Below are 19,717 nucleotides of genomic sequence, written 5' to 3'. Positions count from 1 at the left end.
CTCAATTACTTTTTCTGAAGTCTGTTGAGATTATTTTGTGAGCTTTCGCAGCTTAAGGTGTTTGTGCCACAATATAGTAATGCTGTTTGGAAATCGGCAATGGCTTTTTCTTGATTGCCCATTTTCTCATACATAGCCCCCCTGTTGAAGTAGGCAACGGTAGATTTAGGATCTAATTTAATAGCTTCATTGTAATCCTTAAGAGCGTTGTCTTTGTCTCCTTTGTCACCATAGACAGCCCCCCTGTTACCGTAGGCAAAGGCATTTTTAGGATCTAATTTAATGGCTTCAGTGTAATCCTTAAGAGCGTTGTCTTTGTCTCCTTTGCCATAATAGACATTCCCCCTGTTGTAGTAGGCATCGGCAAGTTTAGGATCTAATTTAATGGCTTCATTGAAATCCTTAAGAGCGTTGTCATAGTCTCCTTTGTCACTATAGATATTCCCCCTGTTGCTGTAGGCAATGGCATATTTAGGATCTAATTTAATGGCTTCATTGAAATCCTTAAGAGCGTTGTCATAGTCTCCTTTTTCACGATATAGATTCCCCCTGTTGCTGTAGGCAATGGCATATTTAGGATCTAATTTAATGGCTTCAGTGTAAACCTTAAGAGCGTTGTCATAGTCTCCTTTGTTATAATAGACATCCCCCCTGTTGCTGTAGGCAATGGCATTTTTAGGATCTAATTTAATGGCTTCATTGTAATCCTTAAGAGCGTTGTCATAGTCTCCTTTGCCACCATAGAGACTCCCCCTGTTGACGTAGGGATAGGGATGGGGCTGAATTTCTATAGATTTAGTATAAGCGATGATGGCTTCTGGATCGCGTTTTAATTCGCGCAGTGTCACACCTTTCCGCCAATACAAAGCAAAATCTTTTTGGTTTTGTTTTTCTGCTTCTTCAATGGCTCTTTCAATAGCATCTAAGGCAAATCCATACTGTTTAGATGCACCAAGTGCATCTCCTTTTTTGCGCCAAGCTGCATAAAAATCCGGCTTGATTTCAACTGCCTTACTAAAGCATCTAACCGCGTCTACATAATTACCTTGATCATAAACTCCTAAACCTCTTGCGTACCAAGCAAGAGACGACTTAGGATTAATAGCAAGAGCTTTGTCGAAAGCATCAATCGCCTCTGAATATTTACCGACGCGCCATAATTGATTGCCATAGCTGATCCAATCTTCCTCCTTAGCCTTCTTTGAGGGTTTTGCTATCGTTAATGACATCTGGAGAATATTATCAACTTCTTCTTTTTCAGGAAGAGGAGGTGCAGAGGTTTCTACTCTCAACCATTCTTTTTGAATCCCAAAGTTATCTATCAAACCTAAAATCTTTTTACTTGGTATCCCCAAACTATAACCTATATTAACACCATCTTCTGCTTCGATTTGTCCATGAATGCCTATCACTCGTCCTTGAGTATCAAAAACAGGCCCGCCACTCATCCCTCCTTGAGTCATATTGCTGTAAGCAAGTTCATAGCCATCTTGCAAAGAAAAAACATCTTTTGCATCGTATATCTGAGCTTTTGTGGGAGATAAAAACCAGCCAGTAGTCAGGAGAGAAATGGGTTTTGTGTAGTTGTTAGATATCGGCCACCCAAAGACGAAAATGTAACTATTATCTTTTAATTCATAGTTTCCCAGAGTGGCGACGGAATAGTTAACGTCGCTAGTGAATGACAAGAGGGCAATATCTGAACTTGCCGATTTTTTCTCGGTTCCGGGTTTAATGGTATATCGTTTATTATCTGGAGTAATAATAGTGTAATCCTGTTCAGTTTTTTCGACAACATGAGCAGCCGTAAGGACGTAGTAGGTGTATTTATTTCCGTTTTCTTTATGGCTGGCAATAATCACACCAGATCCACCCCCAACTTTTCGTTCAATTCTGACTGCGCTCTGTTTGGCTTTTGTAGCAATGTCACTGGGTAAACCTGTGAGAGTTTGTGAAGGTGGATTGAGGAATTGCGAGGCTGTTTGTGCTAAGATTTCCACGGGCACTCCCCAACTCAAAGGAAGCATTTTTTCGCGTTCTGTTTCACTGGGGCGAGTTCCATCTTGAAACACAAAGGGATCGCCAAAAAGAGGATAAGAATGTCTGCCATTTAAGCCAATTAACTCTCCAAAACGGTTCAAAATTGGGCCGCCACTCATGCCTTTTTTGATCGCATTGGTGTAGCCGATGCGGTAGCCAGTTTTAAATGTTTTTTGTGGAAAAAGCCCGACGGTTCCTGTGGTAAAATTCAGGTTTTCTTCATCAAAAGGAAAGCCAGTAGCATAAACTTTTTCACCAATATTAACATACTTGCTGGTATTAATATTAGTCAAATCAGGAAAATTTGCCGTCGCATAGTTGGAATCAGAGACAAACTCTAATAACACTAAATCATTGTCACTAAATTTAACACTTTCAACAACTGAGGCGGAGTAAGTTTTTTTGTCTGGGGTTTCGATCCGATAGGGTGCTTCGTTATTACCAAGAACGTGAGCATTTGTCAACAAGGTATAACGAGATCCATCTTTGCGAATCAAGGTTCCTGAGCCTCCACCCTTAGATTTAGTTGTAGTTACGCGGACAGTGATCGATTCCGCGAATTCTTTCAAATCTGCTTCTTTTAATTCACGAAGCCCCGCAGGTTGGAATTGCTGTACAAAAGTATTAACTCGATCGCAACCCGAAAGAATGGGTGAAATGAGTAACAAACTGCTCAGACAAGCCAGGATAAAAAGAGGCCGGTTTTTCATTCTTAGATTTTGTTGTCTTTACTGAGGATCGGAAATGAGGGCCGATGAAACACCTAACCCTCTAATTTACTATTGTTTTTGAATTTTGACAAAGCTGGTTTAGAAGGTGTTTACTTGCGAAGTTCTGTGATAGCAAGATAAGGTTTACCGCCGCTTTGCTCAAGTGGTTTACTGGCGTTGTCACTAGACCTTAATTTACCAAGCACGCTATCTACCGTATCTGGCGGTGTTACGGTAAACAGCATCAGATTACAAGCTCCGTTTTCTTTGTCAGAAATACAAATCACTGGCAGCTTGTTTTGTTTTTCTGATATCAGATATCGAAAACCTCCGTTATTTTCTGCGTGTTGGAATTTGAGTGATACTTCTTCACAGCGTGTTTGTGGATCATAGCCTGAGCCTGTAAAAATTTCAGATTTCCAGCGAATTACAGGCTGTGTGTCTTTAGGAGTCTCAGCAAAGGTAGTGGGAATACCGGTTTTGTCCTTGTCACAGAAGAACCTGGCTTTGGCGACGGGGAATGGCGCTTTATCACAGCCGCCGATCGTCCCTACCAACAAAAAACCGAGCAAACATCCGGGCAAAAATCGTATTTTCATATTTAACTTCTCTCGGCATGGAGAGGAACAAATCATTTTTTCCCAACCCGATCCCGATCATAGCAGAGCCATCAGGCCGGTTGTGGTTGTCAACAAAAATTTAATAAAACAGGACTTACGCACGGGGGCCAAAAACCCGGTTTCTGCGTCAACATCTTTAGAAAAAACGACGATTTTTGGAAGAAAACGGTTTTTTTTGCGTAATTCTTATAAAAGATGACCACTAACAGCAGATAGCACAATTCGAGTTCACTCTTGTACAATACTGATGCGAGTCTCTTGTTCCTCGCCATCTCGCCATTAAAATAAATTTTCCTATGTCTGCGACTAAAACTGAATTTCCCGAATCTGTTGAAATTAAGCCATCTTGGCAGATTGAGCTTTTGTACGACGGTGAATGTCCGCTGTGCGTGCGGGAGGTCAATTTCTTGAAAAAACGCGATGCAGGCCGAGGTTTGGTGTCGTTTGTGGATATTGCGGACGATCGCTACAACCCCCAAGCCCACGGCGGCATCGACTACGAAACGGCGATGGGACGGATTCACGCGGTGTTACCCGACGGTACGGCAATTAAAAATGTTGAGGTTTTTCGCCGGATTTATGAGATTTTGGGAATGGGCTGGATTTATGCGGTGACTAAATTGCCAGTTGTTGGGACGATCGCGAATTGGCTGTACGGAATTTGGGCCGAATGGCGGCTACCTTTGACAGGAAGACCTAATTTAGCTACTGTTATGAGCGATCGAACTGCACGGATCGAGTGCGAAACAGAAGGCCGCTGTCGGGTTGACAGTTGACAGTTGACAGTTGCATCGAATCTGGTCAATCCAAAAAAGATCGAACTAATCTCAAGATAAATTAATAAAGCAGCATAAAAATATGGAAGATGCAGGATATACAGTCTTCATGGGCTTCGGATTGCTCTGGGTACTGATGGGAATTGTGGCTGTGATTACCCTCTTCAAGTCCGACGGCCAAAAACTGCGGTTTGGTAAATGGGGACTGTTAGTTGCGATTCCGATCCTAGTGCCGATCGCCCTGGTTTTAAGCTATCAGATATTCCGGCCGTTTATTATTCAGCACCTTTGAGCGCTGCTGGGAGTCGATCGTCCGCCGGAGAAAAGAGTTAGTTAAATTAAGTTAAACATTATTGCTGATTTTCGGGCGATCGTAACTGCTCGCTCGCCCATTGACGCAAAGACCGAATTATGGCATTATCATCTTGAGTTTCTGCCATCTGCAAAAATTGATTGAGCATTGCTACAGAAAGGATGGGAAATGTCGGACTGCGATCGCAGGTAATATATTCCCGATTTTGCAATTGATAAATTTGTACAGTTTGTGCCCGATACCGCCAAACTTCAGGAATTCCTAGCTGCTTGTAAACTACAAATCGATTAGAAGAAGGACTGGTAATATCAACTTCTATTACCAAGTCTGGGGGAGGATCTGTTGAGATGTCGAGTCTTTTCCCTAGAATGCGATCGACATTTTGGATATAAAAACATGAATCTGGTTCTGCACCTTGTTCTAAATCTTCACGGTTGAGAGTCGTCGAACCAAATCCCTTAATCTTCAAGTCCAACTCCTCAGTCAAAGCTGTAACAATCCGTTTCAGCAAACAGTTAACTGTTTCATGCAAATCTGAGGGCATGATAATTTCTAACACTCCTTGAGAATAAGAAAACCGCGAGGCTCTCTTGTCTCCGGCTTCTGCTAACAAGCTCTGGTAAGTCTGCCAACTGATGTTAGATAATACCACCCGTTGCGTAGTTTTTTCTGGGGAGGGGTTAATGAGGGTAACTGTCAAAATTCCCGCCTCCTTATTCATAAAATACTAAGACCCTAAAATTTTTATTTTAGAACGTCTACTTTCGAGGGAACGGGACAGACGGGGCTCGAACCCGCAACTTCCGCCGTGACAGGGCGGTGCTCTAACCAATTGAACTACTGTCCCTCGTTTTTGCCTTTGTTTCAGGCACAATTTCTATTATGCAGATAACTGCACCGTTTGTCAAGAGGTTTTTTGAACTTTTATTTGGAAGCCCAAAATTTGAGTCTCTTGCAGGGGACTGAAGTTGTTGTCGCTTACCAAAATCAGACCTCTGGTACCATCGGCTAAATCGGGGCCAAATGTCAAGCCCTCAATGTTGTCTAGGGGGATTTTCAGAGTTTCCAAATCTAGCAGCAGCCGTTTTTGGGCGGGGGAAACCTCGCTGATACGTGTTTTGAGGCTTTCGATTGCTTCAATGCGATCGGCTTTTTCCAAAGAAATCTCAAAAATTCTGATCGTCGTGCCGGTTTCCAGGGAGAAAGCGCGCTCTAAACTCAGCAAGCGCTTGTCGTCGATCGCCAATAAATCCACTAAACCGCTGCTAGTTAATTTTCCCACAGGATTCGCACCAGGGGGTAGCGGTTCGGTGATGTAGGCAAAGGAGGCGTCTGGATTGCCACTCGCAGCATCGTACCGCAAAATCCGGCACGGGCTGCCTTTTTCCAGGGAAGTTACGGCACCATCTTGAACTGTAGCGTTTTCGGTGGCGGTGAATAGGTATTTGCGATCGGGCGTTAGAGTCAAGCTTTCAAAGGCGAGATTGTTGCGGATGCCTTTGGTGTTTTTGGCGTCGGGCAAAAATAGATCGGGAATTGGTAGCGTTTTGAGCAGTTTACCATCCAGGGAGAATTCTTTGATGAAGGGATTGATTTGGCGATCGGCATCTCCCTCAGAAGAAACAAACACGCTGTTGCCAGTAAAAGTTATCCCTTCTGGATCTAAACTTAATTCGGGAAAACTTTTACCGTTTTCATCTAATAAAGTTGTAACACCAGTAAATTCAATCTTTTCTTTTTCCAGTTTACCAGATGCCAAGTTAATTTTTAGAGAATAGAAGCGCGCCGGAGCCTTGCTGCTGCGGTCATCAGAAATGGCATAATAAACTTGTTTCTCGGCATCATAGGTAATTCCCGAAAGTCCGCCAATTTCCGTCCCCTGAAAGGGAGAACCTGTTGGAAATATTGCCCTACCGATAAAATCTATTTTGGTGACAGCGAAAGATTGGGCTGACAAGTTTACCAAAACAGCAACAGTTGCTGCTATCAAAAAACAGGCAATAAATATAAGTAGCTTCCCTAAATTGTGCATTTTACTATCTTCTTCTCTTTCTTACTTCGCGGCCTTTGCGTCTTCGCGGTTCGTTCAATCAGAAAATCACTGCTTCTGACTCAACAAAAAATTAGTCAACCAATCTTTAACGATGTAAGTAGCGCGACAGTCGTCCTCATTGTAGCGGACGATCGCCTCCAAGAGATCGCGATCGCCCGTTTTGAGCCAATCATCGTACCAACAGACACACTGAGCACCGTTAGCCTTAGCATCGCGCCAGTCAAAACCCAACCAGCGCGCAATCGGTTTGAGTGCGTAACTTTCCACCGGCATAATTGCTTGTTGCGTCACTTGCTTGTGAATATCGACAAACCGTTTCAGCACTGGCTTCCACAAGTAAGCTGGAGTGTTGTAAAGTTTAGCCAGTCGCTTAAAAGTCTTGACTTCGTAGTCGCAAAAGTGGAAAATCGGAGCAATGGGATAAGCCCACATTAGTTCTAAAAATTGCTCCCAGATTGCACCTTCCTCAGCAGGTGATTCTGCCAGGAAACCGTGGAATTTTTCTGTTTTATTGTACCTATCGACAACTAATACTCCGTGGAGATAATCTAAATTTAACTCCGGTTCGGCTTCTATGTCAAAGTAGAGTTCGATTGGGGCGATCGGCAAAAACACCGATTGAGAATAAGGAATTGGCTTGCTGCGGAGAATTGGCGCAGGCTTGGCAGGTGAAGCAGGCTTATTTTCTGTATTTTTTACCAGCTCTATTTTAGGAATTACTAAATTATTATTTGCCTTTTCTGGTATTCTTATAAACTGACTAACCGCTGCTACTGCCGAACCTACATCCGTTACATCCGCTACAAAATCCGTTGCCGAACTTCCTTCTTCTCGCAACAGCGGTTGATTTAACAAGTGAGATTGAGCTTGTCGCACCACATCAAAAGCAACTCTGTCAGGAAATTCTGGATAATCTGCCAGCAATTCACAACTAGCATTTGCCAGAGATGTAACATCAGTAATTTCGAGAGTCTTTAATCTAGCATAGCGGCCGGCAGTAACTCCGGGCAATAACGAAAGATGTTTAATAGATTCGGCTTCCGCGTGACAGACAGTATACCAACCGCAAAGATTGCACTTTTGACGAGAAATGAAAACCTCCGGCTTATCTCGATTTTCAATCATCTGGATGCAGTCGTCTAAAAGCTCGAACATCTCAGGAGTTCGCCGATCGAGATTAACTTCCCACAGCCCTTTTTTTCGCAGCAGCAGCCACGCATTATCTGGCATTCTTTCTTGCACGGAAGCTAACACTTGGGCGTGAAAAGCTGCGATAATTTGATAGTCTAGTTTTGGTCGCTTGCTAAGCCAAATATCCGCAGTAGCATAACTCCAATCGCCAAATTTAGATTGTCCCGGCTGCTTGATTAATAAATGCGGGCGGCTGATGAGGGTAATATTTGAAGAGTGAAGGGTTGAGGATGAAAGATGCACCGGAGTTTCGTGAATTTCTTCGCCAAATTCCGGGAAGTATTGACTGTCAATTCCTACCAGAGAATCTGTTGCGCCGCTGATTTTGCCGAATTCACCCCGGATGAGCACTCCTCGATAAATGCGATCGACTCCTTGCTGCATTAAACTTAAGGTAGCCGCCGCCCCAGCTTGCCAATCCCCTCTAGGATATGATGGTTGTTGGTAAGTCTCGTGTTCTAGAGCCTGCTGCTGATACGTCCCGCTGTCGCGCATCAGTTTCAACAGAAAATCGCTAGGAGGATCTAATTGTTTCCAGTCTCCGCAGGTGTCTAAAAATGCTCGGAGATGGCATCGTTGATAGGAAAGTAAGAGTTTGTCAGTTATTAACATTTAGTATTCGCAGAAGGAAGTTCGGCAACGGATTCGCTCGACGGATGTAACGGATGTAAAATATAGAAAGAACAAGGCTTTTTGAGAGAGGTTTTTGACATTAATATTTATTCAATCAGTCATGCGCGCACATAGTCCATATATAGTGTTTTGTAGGGGCAATCCCCCCGTGGTTGCCCATCCATAGGATTATTGTGTAAGTTCTATCAATATTAACGCTATCAATAATTCCCCAGAAAAGTATGACAAAGGACAATCACCGGCAACAATTCCCAGCTTTGGCCAATAAAGCTTATTTTAACTACGGCGGACAAGGGCCGTTGCCTGAGACTGCTTTAGAGGCGATTTATGAGGCTTACAAGCGGGTGCAGCTTGGGGGGCCGTTTTCGGGGGAGGTGGGGGCTTGGGTGGTTCAGGAGGCGATGCTGACGCGACGGGCGATCGCTCGCGAGTTAGCTGTCCCTCCTGAAACGATCGCCCTGACTGAAGATGTCACTGTCGGCTGCAATATTGCGCTGTGGGGCATTGACTGGCAAGCGGGCGATCGACTGCTGCTTTCAGATTGCGAACATCCGGGCATTGTAGCTAGTGTAATGGAACTTCAGCGCCGTTTCAACATTGAGGTTGATGTTTGTCCGTTGGCGGCGACTTTGAATGAGGGATCTCCGGTGCAGGTAATTGCTGATTGTTTACAGCCAAATACTCGCTTGTTGGTAATCAGTCATATTTTGTGGAATACTGGCCAAGTTTTGCCTTTGGCTGAGATTGTTAAAGTGTGTCATGAATTCCATGAACCCCCCCTAACCCCCCCTTGCCAAGGGGGGGGACAAGAGGATTTGTCTGTGCAGAATCGCAAAGTTAGAGTATTAGTTGATGCGGCTCAATCTGTGGGAGTTTTGCCTTTAAATTTGATTGAGTCTGGGGTTGACTTTTATGCTTTTACTGGTCACAAATGGTGGTGCGGCCCGGAAGGTTTGGGCGGACTTTATGTAAGCGCTTCAGCTTTGGCAGATTTGCATCCGGTGTTTATCGGTTGGCGGGGAATTGTGACGGATTCTAGTGCTAAAGTGCTTGGATGGAAGCCTGGATCTCAACGTTATGAGATTGCGACTTCGGCTTATCCTTTGTATTCTGGTTTGCGAAGTGCGATCGCCCTTCAACACACCTGGGGTACGATCGAGGAAAGGTATGCAGAAATTTGTCGTTTGAGCAAGTATCTCTGGGAGCGTTTGTCGGAACTTCCCGATGTAGAATGTTTGCGGACATCTGTGCCGGAAGCGGGTTTAGTTTCGTTTCGATTGATGAATGGGATGCCGCACAAACAACTGGTTGATTTGTTGGAGAAGCAGGGAATTATGGTGCGGACAATTCTGAATCCTGATTGCGTGCGGGCTTGCGTTCACTATTTTACCACTGAGGCGGAGATTGATAAGTTGGTGGGGGCGATCGCAATTCAATCTGAGAATGCGATCGACAATAGGATAGATTAATCCAAAGAAACCGGGTTTTTTACCGAATCTGCGGACTGTAACGAAGTATTCTCGCAAAAACCCGGTTTCCGATCGCCCCTGCGTAAGTGAAGTCAGCCGGAGAACCATCGAATCATGCTAAAATAAACATCGGTGTTAGCGCAGAATTAGCAGTAGAGGGGTGAGATTACAAGGCATTGTGATAAACTAAGAGTTACAGTCTATATAATATATTCCCTATGACTAACCAGCGCCTAGCATCCTTCCAAACAGCCTTCCAGAATCTTCAGTTACTTGATTTAGTCACCGTAGAGCAACTGAATAAATTTCATGTGGAATATGGCACTGAGATTTTAGAAGAATTGGAGCATTTGGTTGAAGATTGCTCACCAGATAATAACAAAATCATTTTTACAGGGCATCGTGGGTCAGGAAAATCGACATTACTGGGTCAATTTTGCCGGAATACGCAGGCTCACTACTTTGTAGTATTCTTTTCAATTTCTGACATGATTGAAATGTCGGATGTGAATCATGTCAACATTTTGTTTGCTATGGCAGTAAAGCTGATGGAAGCAGCAGAAGAACGCCAGATCAAAATCGGTTCTACAACAAAAAAAGCTTTTTATAAATGGTTTAGCAAGCATACTCGAACTGAGGGAAGTTCATTTGAGTCGAGCATTGGGAATGAAGCGAGTGTAGAAGCTGGTCTCAATGCTTGGTTTGTGAAATTTTTTGCCAAAGTGAAAGCGACTTTGAAAGCTAACTCCGTGATTCGTGAGGAAATTACGACTGAGTTTGAGAGACGGATTTCAGACTTAATCGATACCATCAACGATATCGCTATTGCGATTCAAGCGGCGTGCGGACAAGAAATTCTGGTCGTTATTGATGGCCTTGATAAACTAGATCTAGAAATTGTCGATAAAGTTTATCGAAATAATATCAATGCGTTGTTTGGGCCTCAATTTAGGATCATTTATACAATTCCAATGGCAGCGACACGAGATTTGTCCTTGCGAGGAATTATTCAGAATGCTACGAATAATAAAATTCAATCCATGTGGGCGACAAAGTTGTTTCCCCGTGGAGAAGATAGAGTTCCCAATGCCTCTCCTGTCGCAGAAGCTGTAAAATTATTTGAACAAATTCTTTATAAGCGAATCCCCAAGGAGTTGATTGCACCGGAAGCAACTCAGATGATGATCGTTAAAAGTGGTGGTGCATTGCGAGAATTTATTCGTTTGGCTAGTATGTGTTGTGGGTTATGTTTGAAGCAGTTACGTCGCACACCAGACAACCAAAATTTGAAAATTACGCCTGAGATTTTGGAAAATGCGATTAAAGACTATCGGATTATTTTAACAGAACCTCTTGGACAAAACCGCTATCAAATTCTAGTGGATATATACCAAAATTATTTACCCCAAGATGGGATGGATCAGGATTTTTTAGAGTTATTGCACACGCTTTACATCCTAGAATATCGCAATGACGATTTGTGGTTTGGAGTTCATCCAGTGGTTCAGGAAATATTGCAGCGACGTGGCTTAATTGGAGCGGGGAGTTAATTAAATGCTTGACAGTGAAATCGTGGACTATGAATCGATCAATGAGGATAGTTACGATGGTCTTGTTTCTTTAATTGAAGCAAGTCAAGGTGTATTGTCATTGTTGATTGCCTCCTGTAAACCAGGAGATTTTCAAACTCAGATCATTAATCGTTACGAGGCTGAACTTACTCCGAATATCCCCTGTTATCGCGTGGTGTTGAATCAACAAGAACCGAGTCTAAGAGCTGCATTGGAGCAACTGGTTCAGGATTGCCCAGAGTTACAAAAAACCCACGCATCAGCCGTAATTACTGTAACGGGAACGGAGGCTTTGATGGATTTTGTGTCACAAGGTGACTCTAATAATCGATCGGAGTTAAGCCGTTTTTTCGGCTATTTGCAATGGACGCGAGAGGGGTTGCGAGAGTTTCCTTATCCCATTGTAATTTGGGTTACGCCGAAGATTTTGAGTCGTTTGAGTATAAAAGCACCGGATTTTTGGAGTTGGCGGAGTGGCGTATTTCGCTTTGTAGCACCGGCGGTGGAAGCAACGGGTGTGGTTAACCAGACTGGGGAAATTTCTCTGCTGATTGAGTCTGAGAGAAGAGAGACTTTACCGCTAGATGAACTGTTAGATCAGGTAGAAAGTCTGGAACAACAAGCTATGGAAACTCCTGCATTAGCAACGCTATACAATCGAGTTGCTAATAGTTATGCAAACCGGGTAAAGACGGGCCAAACACAGGATGATACACAGGAGATCGATCGGGCAATTCTTTTCTTTGAGAAGTCACTTGTTTTACAAAGAGAATTGAACTTACCCCAGGCGGAATCTGACACTTTGTTACAGTTAGGTGATATTTACCGTGACTTAGGATTGTGGAAACGGGTATTCGATCTATATGAGCAGTCTTTGGAAATTGCTAGGAGTTTAAAGGATAGCCTACGAGAGGCGGCTGCTTTGGGGCGACTGGGGAATCTTTACCAACAATATCCTCTAGGCGATCGTGCGAATAATTTGGAAGGGGCGATCGCATCTTACGACGAAACCCGCACCCAAGCCTATCTGCAACTGATTCAGACACTCTTGGCTTTCCCCAACGGAGACGAACCGCAGATATTACAGAATAACTCAGAATTATTAGATCGTGGATTTCTGGAAACTTGCGAGTCAGTAGCGGCAACTTTGGCAGGGAAAGGACAGGAAAATCCAGCGAGTTTCTTGCGAAATCTGGCTAGTCAGCTAGGGCAATTCTTGGATCCGAGGGATCAGGGAGATAGCGATGACTCTGAAGGTGAAAATTCGCAAGAGTATGCAAACTTTATCCTAGAATTATTGCAAGCAGAACAAGATAGCAATAGTGATATAAAAATAATTTACGCCATGCTGGCCGGACGGCAACATCTCCTCAATCACCGTTTTGCCGAAACTTTATATCAAGTGGCAGAGAAGTTAATTGCCGAAAATCCAGAAGCAATTGAGTCAATTCTCGCCACGCTTGAAAGTTTGAGTATGGATATTAGTAACTTTCCGCTGGGAAGTAGAGCGAATAATCTGGAAATTGCGATTACTGGTTATGAAATAGTTTTAACTAATCGGGAACCGGGAAGCGAAAAGTTTGCTCAAACCCAAAATAATCTGGCAGTAGCCTACAGTAACAGAATCAGGGGAGAGAAGGCTGACAATATCGAACGGGCGATCGCATCTTACAATGCTGCATTAACCGTCTACACCCGCGATGCTTTTCCCCAATATTGGGCAATGACTCAAAATAATCTGGCAGTAGCCTACAGCAACAGAATCAGGGAAGAGAAGACTGACAATATCGAACGGGCCATCGCATCTTACAATGCTGCATTAACCGTCTACACCCGCGATGCTTTTCCCCCATATTGGGCAATGACTCAAAATAATCTCGGAAATGCCTACTATTCCAGAATCAACGGAGATAGGGCTGATAATATCGAATGGGCGATCGCATCTTATAATGCTGCATTAACCGTCTACACCCGCGATGCTTTTCCCCAATATTGGGCAATGACTCAAAATAATCTGGGAGAAGCCTACAGTAACAGAACCATGGGAGATAAAGCACAGAATATCGAAGTTGCGATCGAATTTTACCAAAATGCACTACAAGTTTATACCCTTGAAGCTTTTCCCGAATATTGGGCAACGACGCAAAATAATCTGGGATTAGCCTACAGTAACAGAATCAGGGGGGATAAAGCACAGAATATCGAACTGGCGAAAAAGTGTTATGAAAATGCTTTAACAGTTAGAACTCTTGAGGCTTTCCCGCAAGAGTATACAGAAATTTTGTCTAATTTAGGTAATCTTGATGGAAGCAACCAGTAAGGGCAATTAGCTGATGATACCTACTACCCTGCCATTAAAATAGTAGAATTTTTAAAGGGTTAAATTCATTAATCAATCTCAACTCACACACTCCCACAAAAAAAACCGGGTTTTTACTTAATCTGTCGTCTTCAACGCAGTATTATCGCAAAAAACCCGGTTTCTAAAATCCTAATTAATGATTGTGTCCGTGCCCACCATGATTATGCCCATGATCCCCGTGAGAATGACCGTGATCCCCATGATTATGCCCATGATCGCCATGAGAATGTACGTGATCGCGGACAACCAAATTCGGATTCACCGCCACTGCCATTTCACTCAACAACGCTTCAATCTGCGGATTAGCCCACTCTGCCGCCATTTTCAGGAACTCAGGATGGTCGTTTACGCAAGGCAATTTGCGGTAAGTAACTCCTTGACGCTGTTTCTGCAAACCCTCAATAATGTGGTCTACATCTAACAAAGTTTCGTGATTTTCTGTCGCAAATCCGATCGGCATAAATACGATCGCAGTTGCACCCAAATCAATCAAATTCTTCGCAGCCAACGTCGCATCCGGCTGAGTCCATTCAATCAGCGGTGTGTCGTGATTCAGCCAGCCCACCGAAATCAAAGGATAGCGATACATCAAACGCTCCCGCACGCGATCGTACAAAGCTTGACTTTCCACAATCCCGGAAGTGAAGCCCTTCGCCTTGTGCGGACAACCGTGATTCATCAGCACAATCCCAATCTGAGAAGGCAAATGCGCTACGGCTAAATCGTTCTTAATTTCTGCTTCAACCAAATCCGCCATTAGCTGGATGTAAGCAGGTTCATCGTAAAAAGAAGGAATGTAGCGCTGTCCCGTTACCCAATGTTCCTTGCCATCAAAGGTTTGGGCTAAAGCATTGTTTACCTGTTCCACCGCAATCCCGCTGGTGAAAACAGAATCAACAACCAACAGCGGATAAATCAGAATTTTATCAAAGCCTTCAGCTTTAATTTGCGGAATTACTTGTTCCGGCAAAAACGGCGCGCAAAAGTTAAAAGCTTTGAACACTTTTACTTTGTCGCCCCATTTCTCCTGCAAATTCTGTTCAATCCCAGCGCGCTGCTGTTCAAAAATCGCATTGTGCGGCGACACGAATTTACCGTGTTGGTGACTCCATTCGTGCAAGTCGAAAATTGCCAAAATCTTCGCCAGGGGCGGATAAATCCAAGTCGGTACTGGGGCAAACTTAGCCGTCAGTAAATTTAAAGCTTGTTCGTTGTAGTTGGCAAAATCGTCGTAGCTTTCGACTTCGCCGTAGCCCATCAGCAAGACAGCAACCCGGTCATTACTTGCGGGTGCAGCAGATGTTTTGAACTCGATTTTTTCTGGAGAAGCAACCACTTTGTATTCCTCAATTTTATTTATTCTAAGAGATCCAGACAGGATGAAGGGTGAATCTGAGATTTTTCATTTTTGGCGATCGCGCAATTGGCGATCGCACCGCTGATTCCCGGCTTCTGCACCCATACTGCCCGGTCAAATCTTTTATTTATCCAAGAACACCGGGTGGATGAGCATCAGTCCTAAATCAGCTTTTTAACTCCAACCCGAAACCAACAGGGTGGCTAGAACTAGGATCGGGCTTTGCTAAGCCTGACAGGGAATCCGGCCGGGGGGGTTAAGTTTTATGTTTTCTTAAGACTCCCTTACCTTGCCTCAGATGCCAGTCGTTTCGAGCCTTCCCCGCGCTATACTTGGGGGGATACTCTGTCAACTTGACTCTATTATAACTTTAATACCCTATCCCCCGGGATGGTATCTGATATAATAGATATATGATAAAGTTATGTTGCGAACTATATTAACTTTCTTGACGCACTATGAGACTGGTAATTTGCCCCGGAGTTCACGAACCAAAGCTAACCGACTGTTTCCTGGCGGGACTTTCGGGGATTTGGGCCGTGGCTGCCGATCGCCAAAACCAGCAAATACTCAATAGCGTCAAGGTTTTTCCCGCTCATAAACATCCGCCTTTTTCAGCAATTGACATATTGCAGTTTTTGTGCAGCCAAGACTTAGCGGGAGAAAGTCTAGTATTTGTCAGCTTTTCGGCAGGAGTAGCTGGGGCGATCGGGGCTGCGTGGATGTGGCAACAAATCGGCGGCAAAGTCGCGGCATTCATTGCTTTAGACGGTTGGGGGGTACCCCTAGGGGGCACTTTTCCGATCCACCGGATCAGCCACGATCGCTTCACACACTGGAGCTCGGCAATTATCGGCAGCGGTGGAGACAGCTTTTACGCAGATCCAGCGATCGCACATTTGGATTTATGGCGCGAGCCCCAAACGGCAAAAGGCTGGCAAATGGGCCAAACTTCCGCCGGGATTGAGAAAGCCGCACCCACAACCGCAGGCGCATTTTTAGTTCACTTATTGAAACATTACGGAGTCCAATCAGTTGTTTAATTTTAATTTATTATCCTCAGGGATCGCACCTATTGTCACAGTTTCTCGCTTAGAAAATCCTCTTTCTTCAGGCAGAACAAACAGTATTAAACAGTGGTTAATATTTAGCGCCTCAGCATTTTTAGTCTCAATTCCCGTCTTCGTGCAAGCACCATTAGTTCGCTTGTATCCAACCATCAGCTTGCTCTCAACAATTCCCTGGTTCGTGCTCAGTTTAATCCTAATTTTCCGCCCCAAAACCCAAGTTTGGGGAGACTTATTATTAGGCTTTGCCGGATGTTGGCTGGCTGGTTCCATCTATTGGGGCTGGTTTAGATGGGAACCAATTTTGCACTTACCGATAGAATCAATTGGTTTGCCCTTTGCAATTTGGTGCTTGAACAAATCCTGGGGAAAAGTTGGAGCGTATTTTTATTTAGGTTCGCTATTTGGCACTGCAATTACTGACTTATATTTTTATTTGACTGGGTTGATGCCCTACTGGCGCAAAGTCATGCACGCAGAACCGGAATTCGCGATGCCGATTTTCCAAAGTGCGATCGGGCAAATTGACACTCCTTGGGGCATTGGTTGCGCTTTAGTTTTAATCGCTGTGTTGCTAACAGTCGGTTTGCTCAGTTTGCGCCCTACCCTGCACTGGCGCGCCTTCAGCGGAGCAGTTTTTAGCACGCTTTTGGTGGATGGTTTGTTTTGGCTGGCTGCTTCTGCGGCTTGAGATTTTTGGAGATTTTTGACCGCAGATGTGGGCTGATTAACGCGAGTGGACGCAGATGTTTTGATGAATCATTTGTAGTTGTAGGGTGCGTCAGTTTTCGGTTTAATACAAAAAATTTTGGTTTCTCAAATGACGCACCTTACTTGTTGTGGCTGGGTATTCTATTGTTTATTATCCCCCGGTTCGCTTAATATAAGTCACAGGATAACCAGGATTGCTCGGATTGCCGATTAACCGCTGATTCTTACAATCCACAAGCAAATCCAATTTCTCCAAAACCACTTGACCAATCAACACCTCATCACCTGTTACCAGAGCATCTTCGGTAGTCCTACGCCCCTCAATTTCAATTAATATAGCTTCCGTTACTCCTACGGTTTCTTGACGACCATCAGCATACTTAACCTGCTGTTGTCCGATAATCCGTAAACCTAGCTGCTGTACCATTTCTGCTGAAATTACTAGGTAAACCGATCCTGTATCTACTAGAGCTTCTGTTTCGCACTCACGCAACAACCGAGGCGCGAGTAATCCACGACTAATTAGAGCTTCATCTATGGCATTTGTCAACTTTACCTGAGTCGTAACTGCCCCCATGTTCTTCATTCCATCCAATGCTAATTTATTTAATTCTTTCATATTAAATTACCTTTGAATCTTTCCCTGCTGACATTATACGATTTCTGCTAACCAGACGCGATCGCCCTCGATCAACCCAGATTTTTTGAGATGAGTATTTAGTTAACAATGATGAGTTACAATCTAAAATCTAAAATCTAAAATCCAAAATTGATATCATGGCTTTCATTTCAGTTCGCGGTGTAGAACATTATTACGAGTGGATAACAGCAGGCAATAGCGCCCAACCCAGCGGCAAACCAGTTATGGTATTTCTCCACGGCTGGGCTGGCTCAGCCCGCTACTGGGAAAGCACTGCACGGGCGATCGCCAATGATTTTGATTGTTTGCTGTACGATATGAGAGGTTTTGGTCGATCGCCCTTACCGCCATCACCTCCTGAGTCCAGTTACGAGCTTGAAACCTACGCCCGCGACTTAGCCGAATTATTAAAAGCCCTGAATTTAAGCCGCGTCTTTCTCAACGCTCACTCTACAGGAGCATCCGTTGCTACTTTATTTCTCAACCTTTACCCCGAAAAAGTAGAAAAAGCCATTCTCACTTGCAGCGGCATTTTTGAATACGATGAGAAAGCCTTCACAACTTTTCACAAATTCGGCGGCTATGTGGTCAAATTTCGCCCGTCTTGGCTGGCTTCTATCCCGTTTGTCGATCGCATCTTTATGGCTCGGTTTTTGCGCCGTTCCTTACCAACAGCGGTCAGTTTAGCATTTCTCAAGGATTTCTTAATGGCAGACGAGGAAGCTGCGATCGGTACAATGGTGACAGCAGTCAGCAAAAGAGCAGCCGAGGAAATGCCCCAGGAATTTGCACGGTTGAGCGTGCCCACACTGCTGGTAGCTGGAGAATTCGATAAAATTATCCCCGCCGTCATGGGAGAGCAAGCAGCCTCCCTCAGCAAAAAAGTAGAATTTGTTATAATCCCAAATACAGCTCACTTTCCAATGCTGGAGGATGCCACAACATATTTGCAGCGAATCCGAGACTTTTTGCCAGCAGCGGCATAGCTGAGTTATTGTTCATCCAATGTACGATCGGGGAAGCAAGCTTTTACAGCAGCTTTTGCTCCGATCTTAATTTTTAATTCCTAATTTCTTAAAGCGAAAGGTGGTATCATGAACGACCTCGACCAATACTATAGAGTGCTGGGACTATTACCGGGAGCTTCCCGAGAAGAAATTACTCAAGCCTACAAGGATTTAGCGTTCATTTGGCACCCCGATCGCATCCCTAAAGATAATCCTAGATTACTCCAGAAAGCTGAAGAAAAGATTAAGGAAATTAATCAAGCTCGCGAACAGTTGCGATCGATTCAGCCAAGAGGTCAAAATCAGAACACTCAGCACAAAAATACTCAGCACAAACACACCCAGCAACAAAACACCCAGCAACAAAACACCCAGCAACAAAACACCCAGCACAAACACACCCAGCAACAAAACACCCAGCAACAAAACACCCAGTACAGAAATACTCAGTATCAAAATACTCAGTATCAAAACACTCAGCAACAAAACACCCAGCAACAAAACACTCAATATAGAAACACCCAACAACAAAACACTCAGTATAGAAACACCCAACAACAAAATACCCAGCAACAAAATACCCAGCAACAAAACACTCAGTACAGAAACACCCAGCCACCACCAACAACTCCAAAAGAACCGCGCTACTCTCCCGAGCCCTCTTCAGGAAATTATGCGGGAAATTATGCGGGAAATTATGGGGGAAACTATGCTGCAAACCCGACTGGGCCTTATTCAGATGCGTCGCGCTACCCATCGCAGCAACCGCAGCCATCTCAGTCTTACCGACAAGCTGCGCCACAAGCTCCCGATTTAAGCGGTTCCAACTTCAAAGGAGCTTCCTTAAAAGAAAAGGATTTTTCTGGGAGAAACTTGAGCAATGCCAACCTGAGTGAAGCTGACTTAAGCGATACTTTTCTGCACAACATCAACCTCACAGCGGCGAATTTGCAGAAAGCTAACTTGTTCAGGGCTAACCTATTGGGAGCTTGTTTGATTAATGCCAACTTGAGAGAAACCAACTTAATTGGAGCGGATTTGAGCGGTGCAGACTTGAGCGGTGCAGATTTGACGGGTGCTAAAATCGGTTATGGCGATCGCGTCATGGTAAAACTCACAGGAGCTAGATTAACAGGTACAATCTTGCCCGACGGTACCGTACACAGTTAAAGGATTGAGTTTTTCCTCAATTCTGAA

Annotated in this window: 16 protein-coding genes and 1 tRNA gene; 9 read left to right on the top strand and 8 right to left on the bottom strand. The window is 44.2% G+C overall.

Annotated features, from left to right (window positions below; genetic code table 11):
* Nucleotides 1-5 precede the first annotated feature (5 nt).
* Entirely contained in the window at nucleotides 6-2,750 is a 2,745-nt protein-coding gene (locus QZ938_RS05590; RefSeq protein WP_293347462.1) for a serine protease, read from the bottom strand.
* 110 nt (nucleotides 2,751-2,860) lie between these two features.
* Nucleotides 2,861-3,349 (bottom strand): COP23 domain-containing protein, encoded by a 489-nt coding sequence (locus QZ938_RS05585; protein ID WP_293347465.1) that lies wholly within the window; start codon nucleotides 3,347-3,349, stop codon nucleotides 2,861-2,863.
* Between the two features lie 317 nt (nucleotides 3,350-3,666).
* Here QZ938_RS05585 and QZ938_RS05580 point away from each other — a divergent pair, with 317 nt between their 5' ends.
* Both QZ938_RS05580 and QZ938_RS05575 read left to right on the top strand, forming a co-directional pair.
* Nucleotides 3,667-4,146, top strand: a complete 480-nt coding sequence (locus QZ938_RS05580) for a thiol-disulfide oxidoreductase DCC family protein (RefSeq protein WP_293347468.1) — start codon at nucleotides 3,667-3,669, stop codon at nucleotides 4,144-4,146.
* Nucleotides 4,147-4,228: 82 nt separating this feature from the next.
* Nucleotides 4,229-4,438 (top strand): hypothetical protein, encoded by a 210-nt coding sequence (locus QZ938_RS05575; protein ID WP_293148304.1) that lies wholly within the window; start codon nucleotides 4,229-4,231, stop codon nucleotides 4,436-4,438.
* A 58-nt stretch (nucleotides 4,439-4,496) separates the two neighbouring features.
* Here the strand turns inward: QZ938_RS05575 and QZ938_RS05570 are convergent, their stop codons facing one another.
* The 4 genes from QZ938_RS05570 to QZ938_RS05555 form a co-directional block, all read right to left on the bottom strand.
* Nucleotides 4,497-5,159: a Uma2 family endonuclease gene (locus QZ938_RS05570; protein WP_293347471.1), complete on the bottom strand. Its 663-nt coding sequence runs from the start codon at nucleotides 5,157-5,159 to the stop codon at nucleotides 4,497-4,499.
* A 73-nt stretch (nucleotides 5,160-5,232) separates the two neighbouring features.
* Nucleotides 5,233-5,306: transfer RNA gene (locus QZ938_RS05565), tRNA-Asp, on the bottom strand.
* A 57-nt stretch (nucleotides 5,307-5,363) separates the two neighbouring features.
* A complete protein-coding gene (locus tag QZ938_RS05560; RefSeq protein ID WP_293347474.1) occupies nucleotides 5,364-6,491 on the bottom strand; it encodes an esterase-like activity of phytase family protein in 1,128 nt (375 codons plus the stop codon).
* A gap of 66 nt (nucleotides 6,492-6,557) precedes the next feature.
* Complete coding sequence (locus QZ938_RS05555; protein ID WP_293347477.1) at nucleotides 6,558-8,315, bottom strand: TM0106 family RecB-like putative nuclease; 1,758 nt, start codon at nucleotides 8,313-8,315, stop codon at nucleotides 6,558-6,560.
* Between the two features lie 242 nt (nucleotides 8,316-8,557).
* Here QZ938_RS05555 and QZ938_RS05550 point away from each other — a divergent pair, with 242 nt between their 5' ends.
* The 3 genes from QZ938_RS05550 (at nucleotide 8,558) to QZ938_RS05540 (ending at nucleotide 13,696) form a co-directional block, all read left to right on the top strand.
* Nucleotides 8,558-9,805: an aminotransferase class V-fold PLP-dependent enzyme gene (locus tag QZ938_RS05550; RefSeq protein ID WP_293148312.1), complete on the top strand. Its 1,248-nt coding sequence runs from the start codon at nucleotides 8,558-8,560 to the stop codon at nucleotides 9,803-9,805.
* A 218-nt stretch (nucleotides 9,806-10,023) separates the two neighbouring features.
* Nucleotides 10,024-11,355 carry an ATP-binding protein gene (locus QZ938_RS05545; protein ID WP_293148314.1) on the top strand — a complete coding sequence of 444 codons (1,332 nt, stop codon included), beginning with the start codon at nucleotides 10,024-10,026 and terminating at the stop codon, nucleotides 11,353-11,355.
* Nucleotides 11,356-11,359: 4 nt separating this feature from the next.
* Nucleotides 11,360-13,696, top strand: a complete 2,337-nt coding sequence (locus QZ938_RS05540) for a tetratricopeptide repeat protein (RefSeq protein ID WP_293148316.1) — start codon at nucleotides 11,360-11,362, stop codon at nucleotides 13,694-13,696.
* Nucleotides 13,697-13,871: 175 nt separating this feature from the next.
* On the opposite strand, the gene QZ938_RS05535 is transcribed toward QZ938_RS05540, so the two are convergent.
* Nucleotides 13,872-15,074 (bottom strand): ferrochelatase, encoded by a 1,203-nt coding sequence (locus tag QZ938_RS05535; protein WP_293347480.1) that lies wholly within the window; start codon nucleotides 15,072-15,074, stop codon nucleotides 13,872-13,874.
* 479 nt (nucleotides 15,075-15,553) lie between these two features.
* Here QZ938_RS05535 and QZ938_RS05530 point away from each other — a divergent pair, with 479 nt between their 5' ends.
* Together QZ938_RS05530 and QZ938_RS05525 are read left to right on the top strand one after the other, a co-directional pair.
* Nucleotides 15,554-16,138, top strand: a complete 585-nt coding sequence (locus QZ938_RS05530; RefSeq protein WP_293347483.1) for a hypothetical protein — start codon at nucleotides 15,554-15,556, stop codon at nucleotides 16,136-16,138.
* Nucleotides 16,131-16,853: a DUF3120 domain-containing protein gene (locus QZ938_RS05525; RefSeq protein WP_293347486.1), complete on the top strand. Its 723-nt coding sequence runs from the start codon at nucleotides 16,131-16,133 to the stop codon at nucleotides 16,851-16,853. Before QZ938_RS05530 ends, QZ938_RS05525 begins: the two co-directional genes overlap by 8 nt.
* Before the next feature lie 171 nt (nucleotides 16,854-17,024).
* Here QZ938_RS05525 and QZ938_RS05520 read toward each other — a convergent pair whose 3' ends face one another.
* Nucleotides 17,025-17,492, bottom strand: a complete 468-nt coding sequence (locus QZ938_RS05520) for a retroviral-like aspartic protease family protein (protein WP_293347489.1) — start codon at nucleotides 17,490-17,492, stop codon at nucleotides 17,025-17,027.
* A gap of 158 nt (nucleotides 17,493-17,650) precedes the next feature.
* On the opposite strand from QZ938_RS05520, the gene QZ938_RS05515 reads away from it, so the two are divergent.
* Nucleotides 17,651-18,499, top strand: a complete 849-nt coding sequence (locus QZ938_RS05515; RefSeq protein WP_293347491.1) for an alpha/beta hydrolase — start codon at nucleotides 17,651-17,653, stop codon at nucleotides 18,497-18,499.
* A gap of 108 nt (nucleotides 18,500-18,607) precedes the next feature.
* Nucleotides 18,608-19,690, top strand: a complete 1,083-nt coding sequence (locus QZ938_RS05510) for a pentapeptide repeat-containing protein (protein WP_293347495.1) — start codon at nucleotides 18,608-18,610, stop codon at nucleotides 19,688-19,690.
* Nucleotides 19,691-19,717: the final 27 nt, after the last annotated feature.

The organism is Microcoleus sp. CAWBG27 (assembly GCF_020883145.1).
Classification (GTDB): domain Bacteria; phylum Cyanobacteriota; class Cyanobacteriia; order Cyanobacteriales; family Microcoleaceae; genus Microcoleus.
The sequence above is the reverse complement of the archived record's forward strand: the minus strand, read 5'-3'. Positions and strand labels throughout refer to the sequence as shown.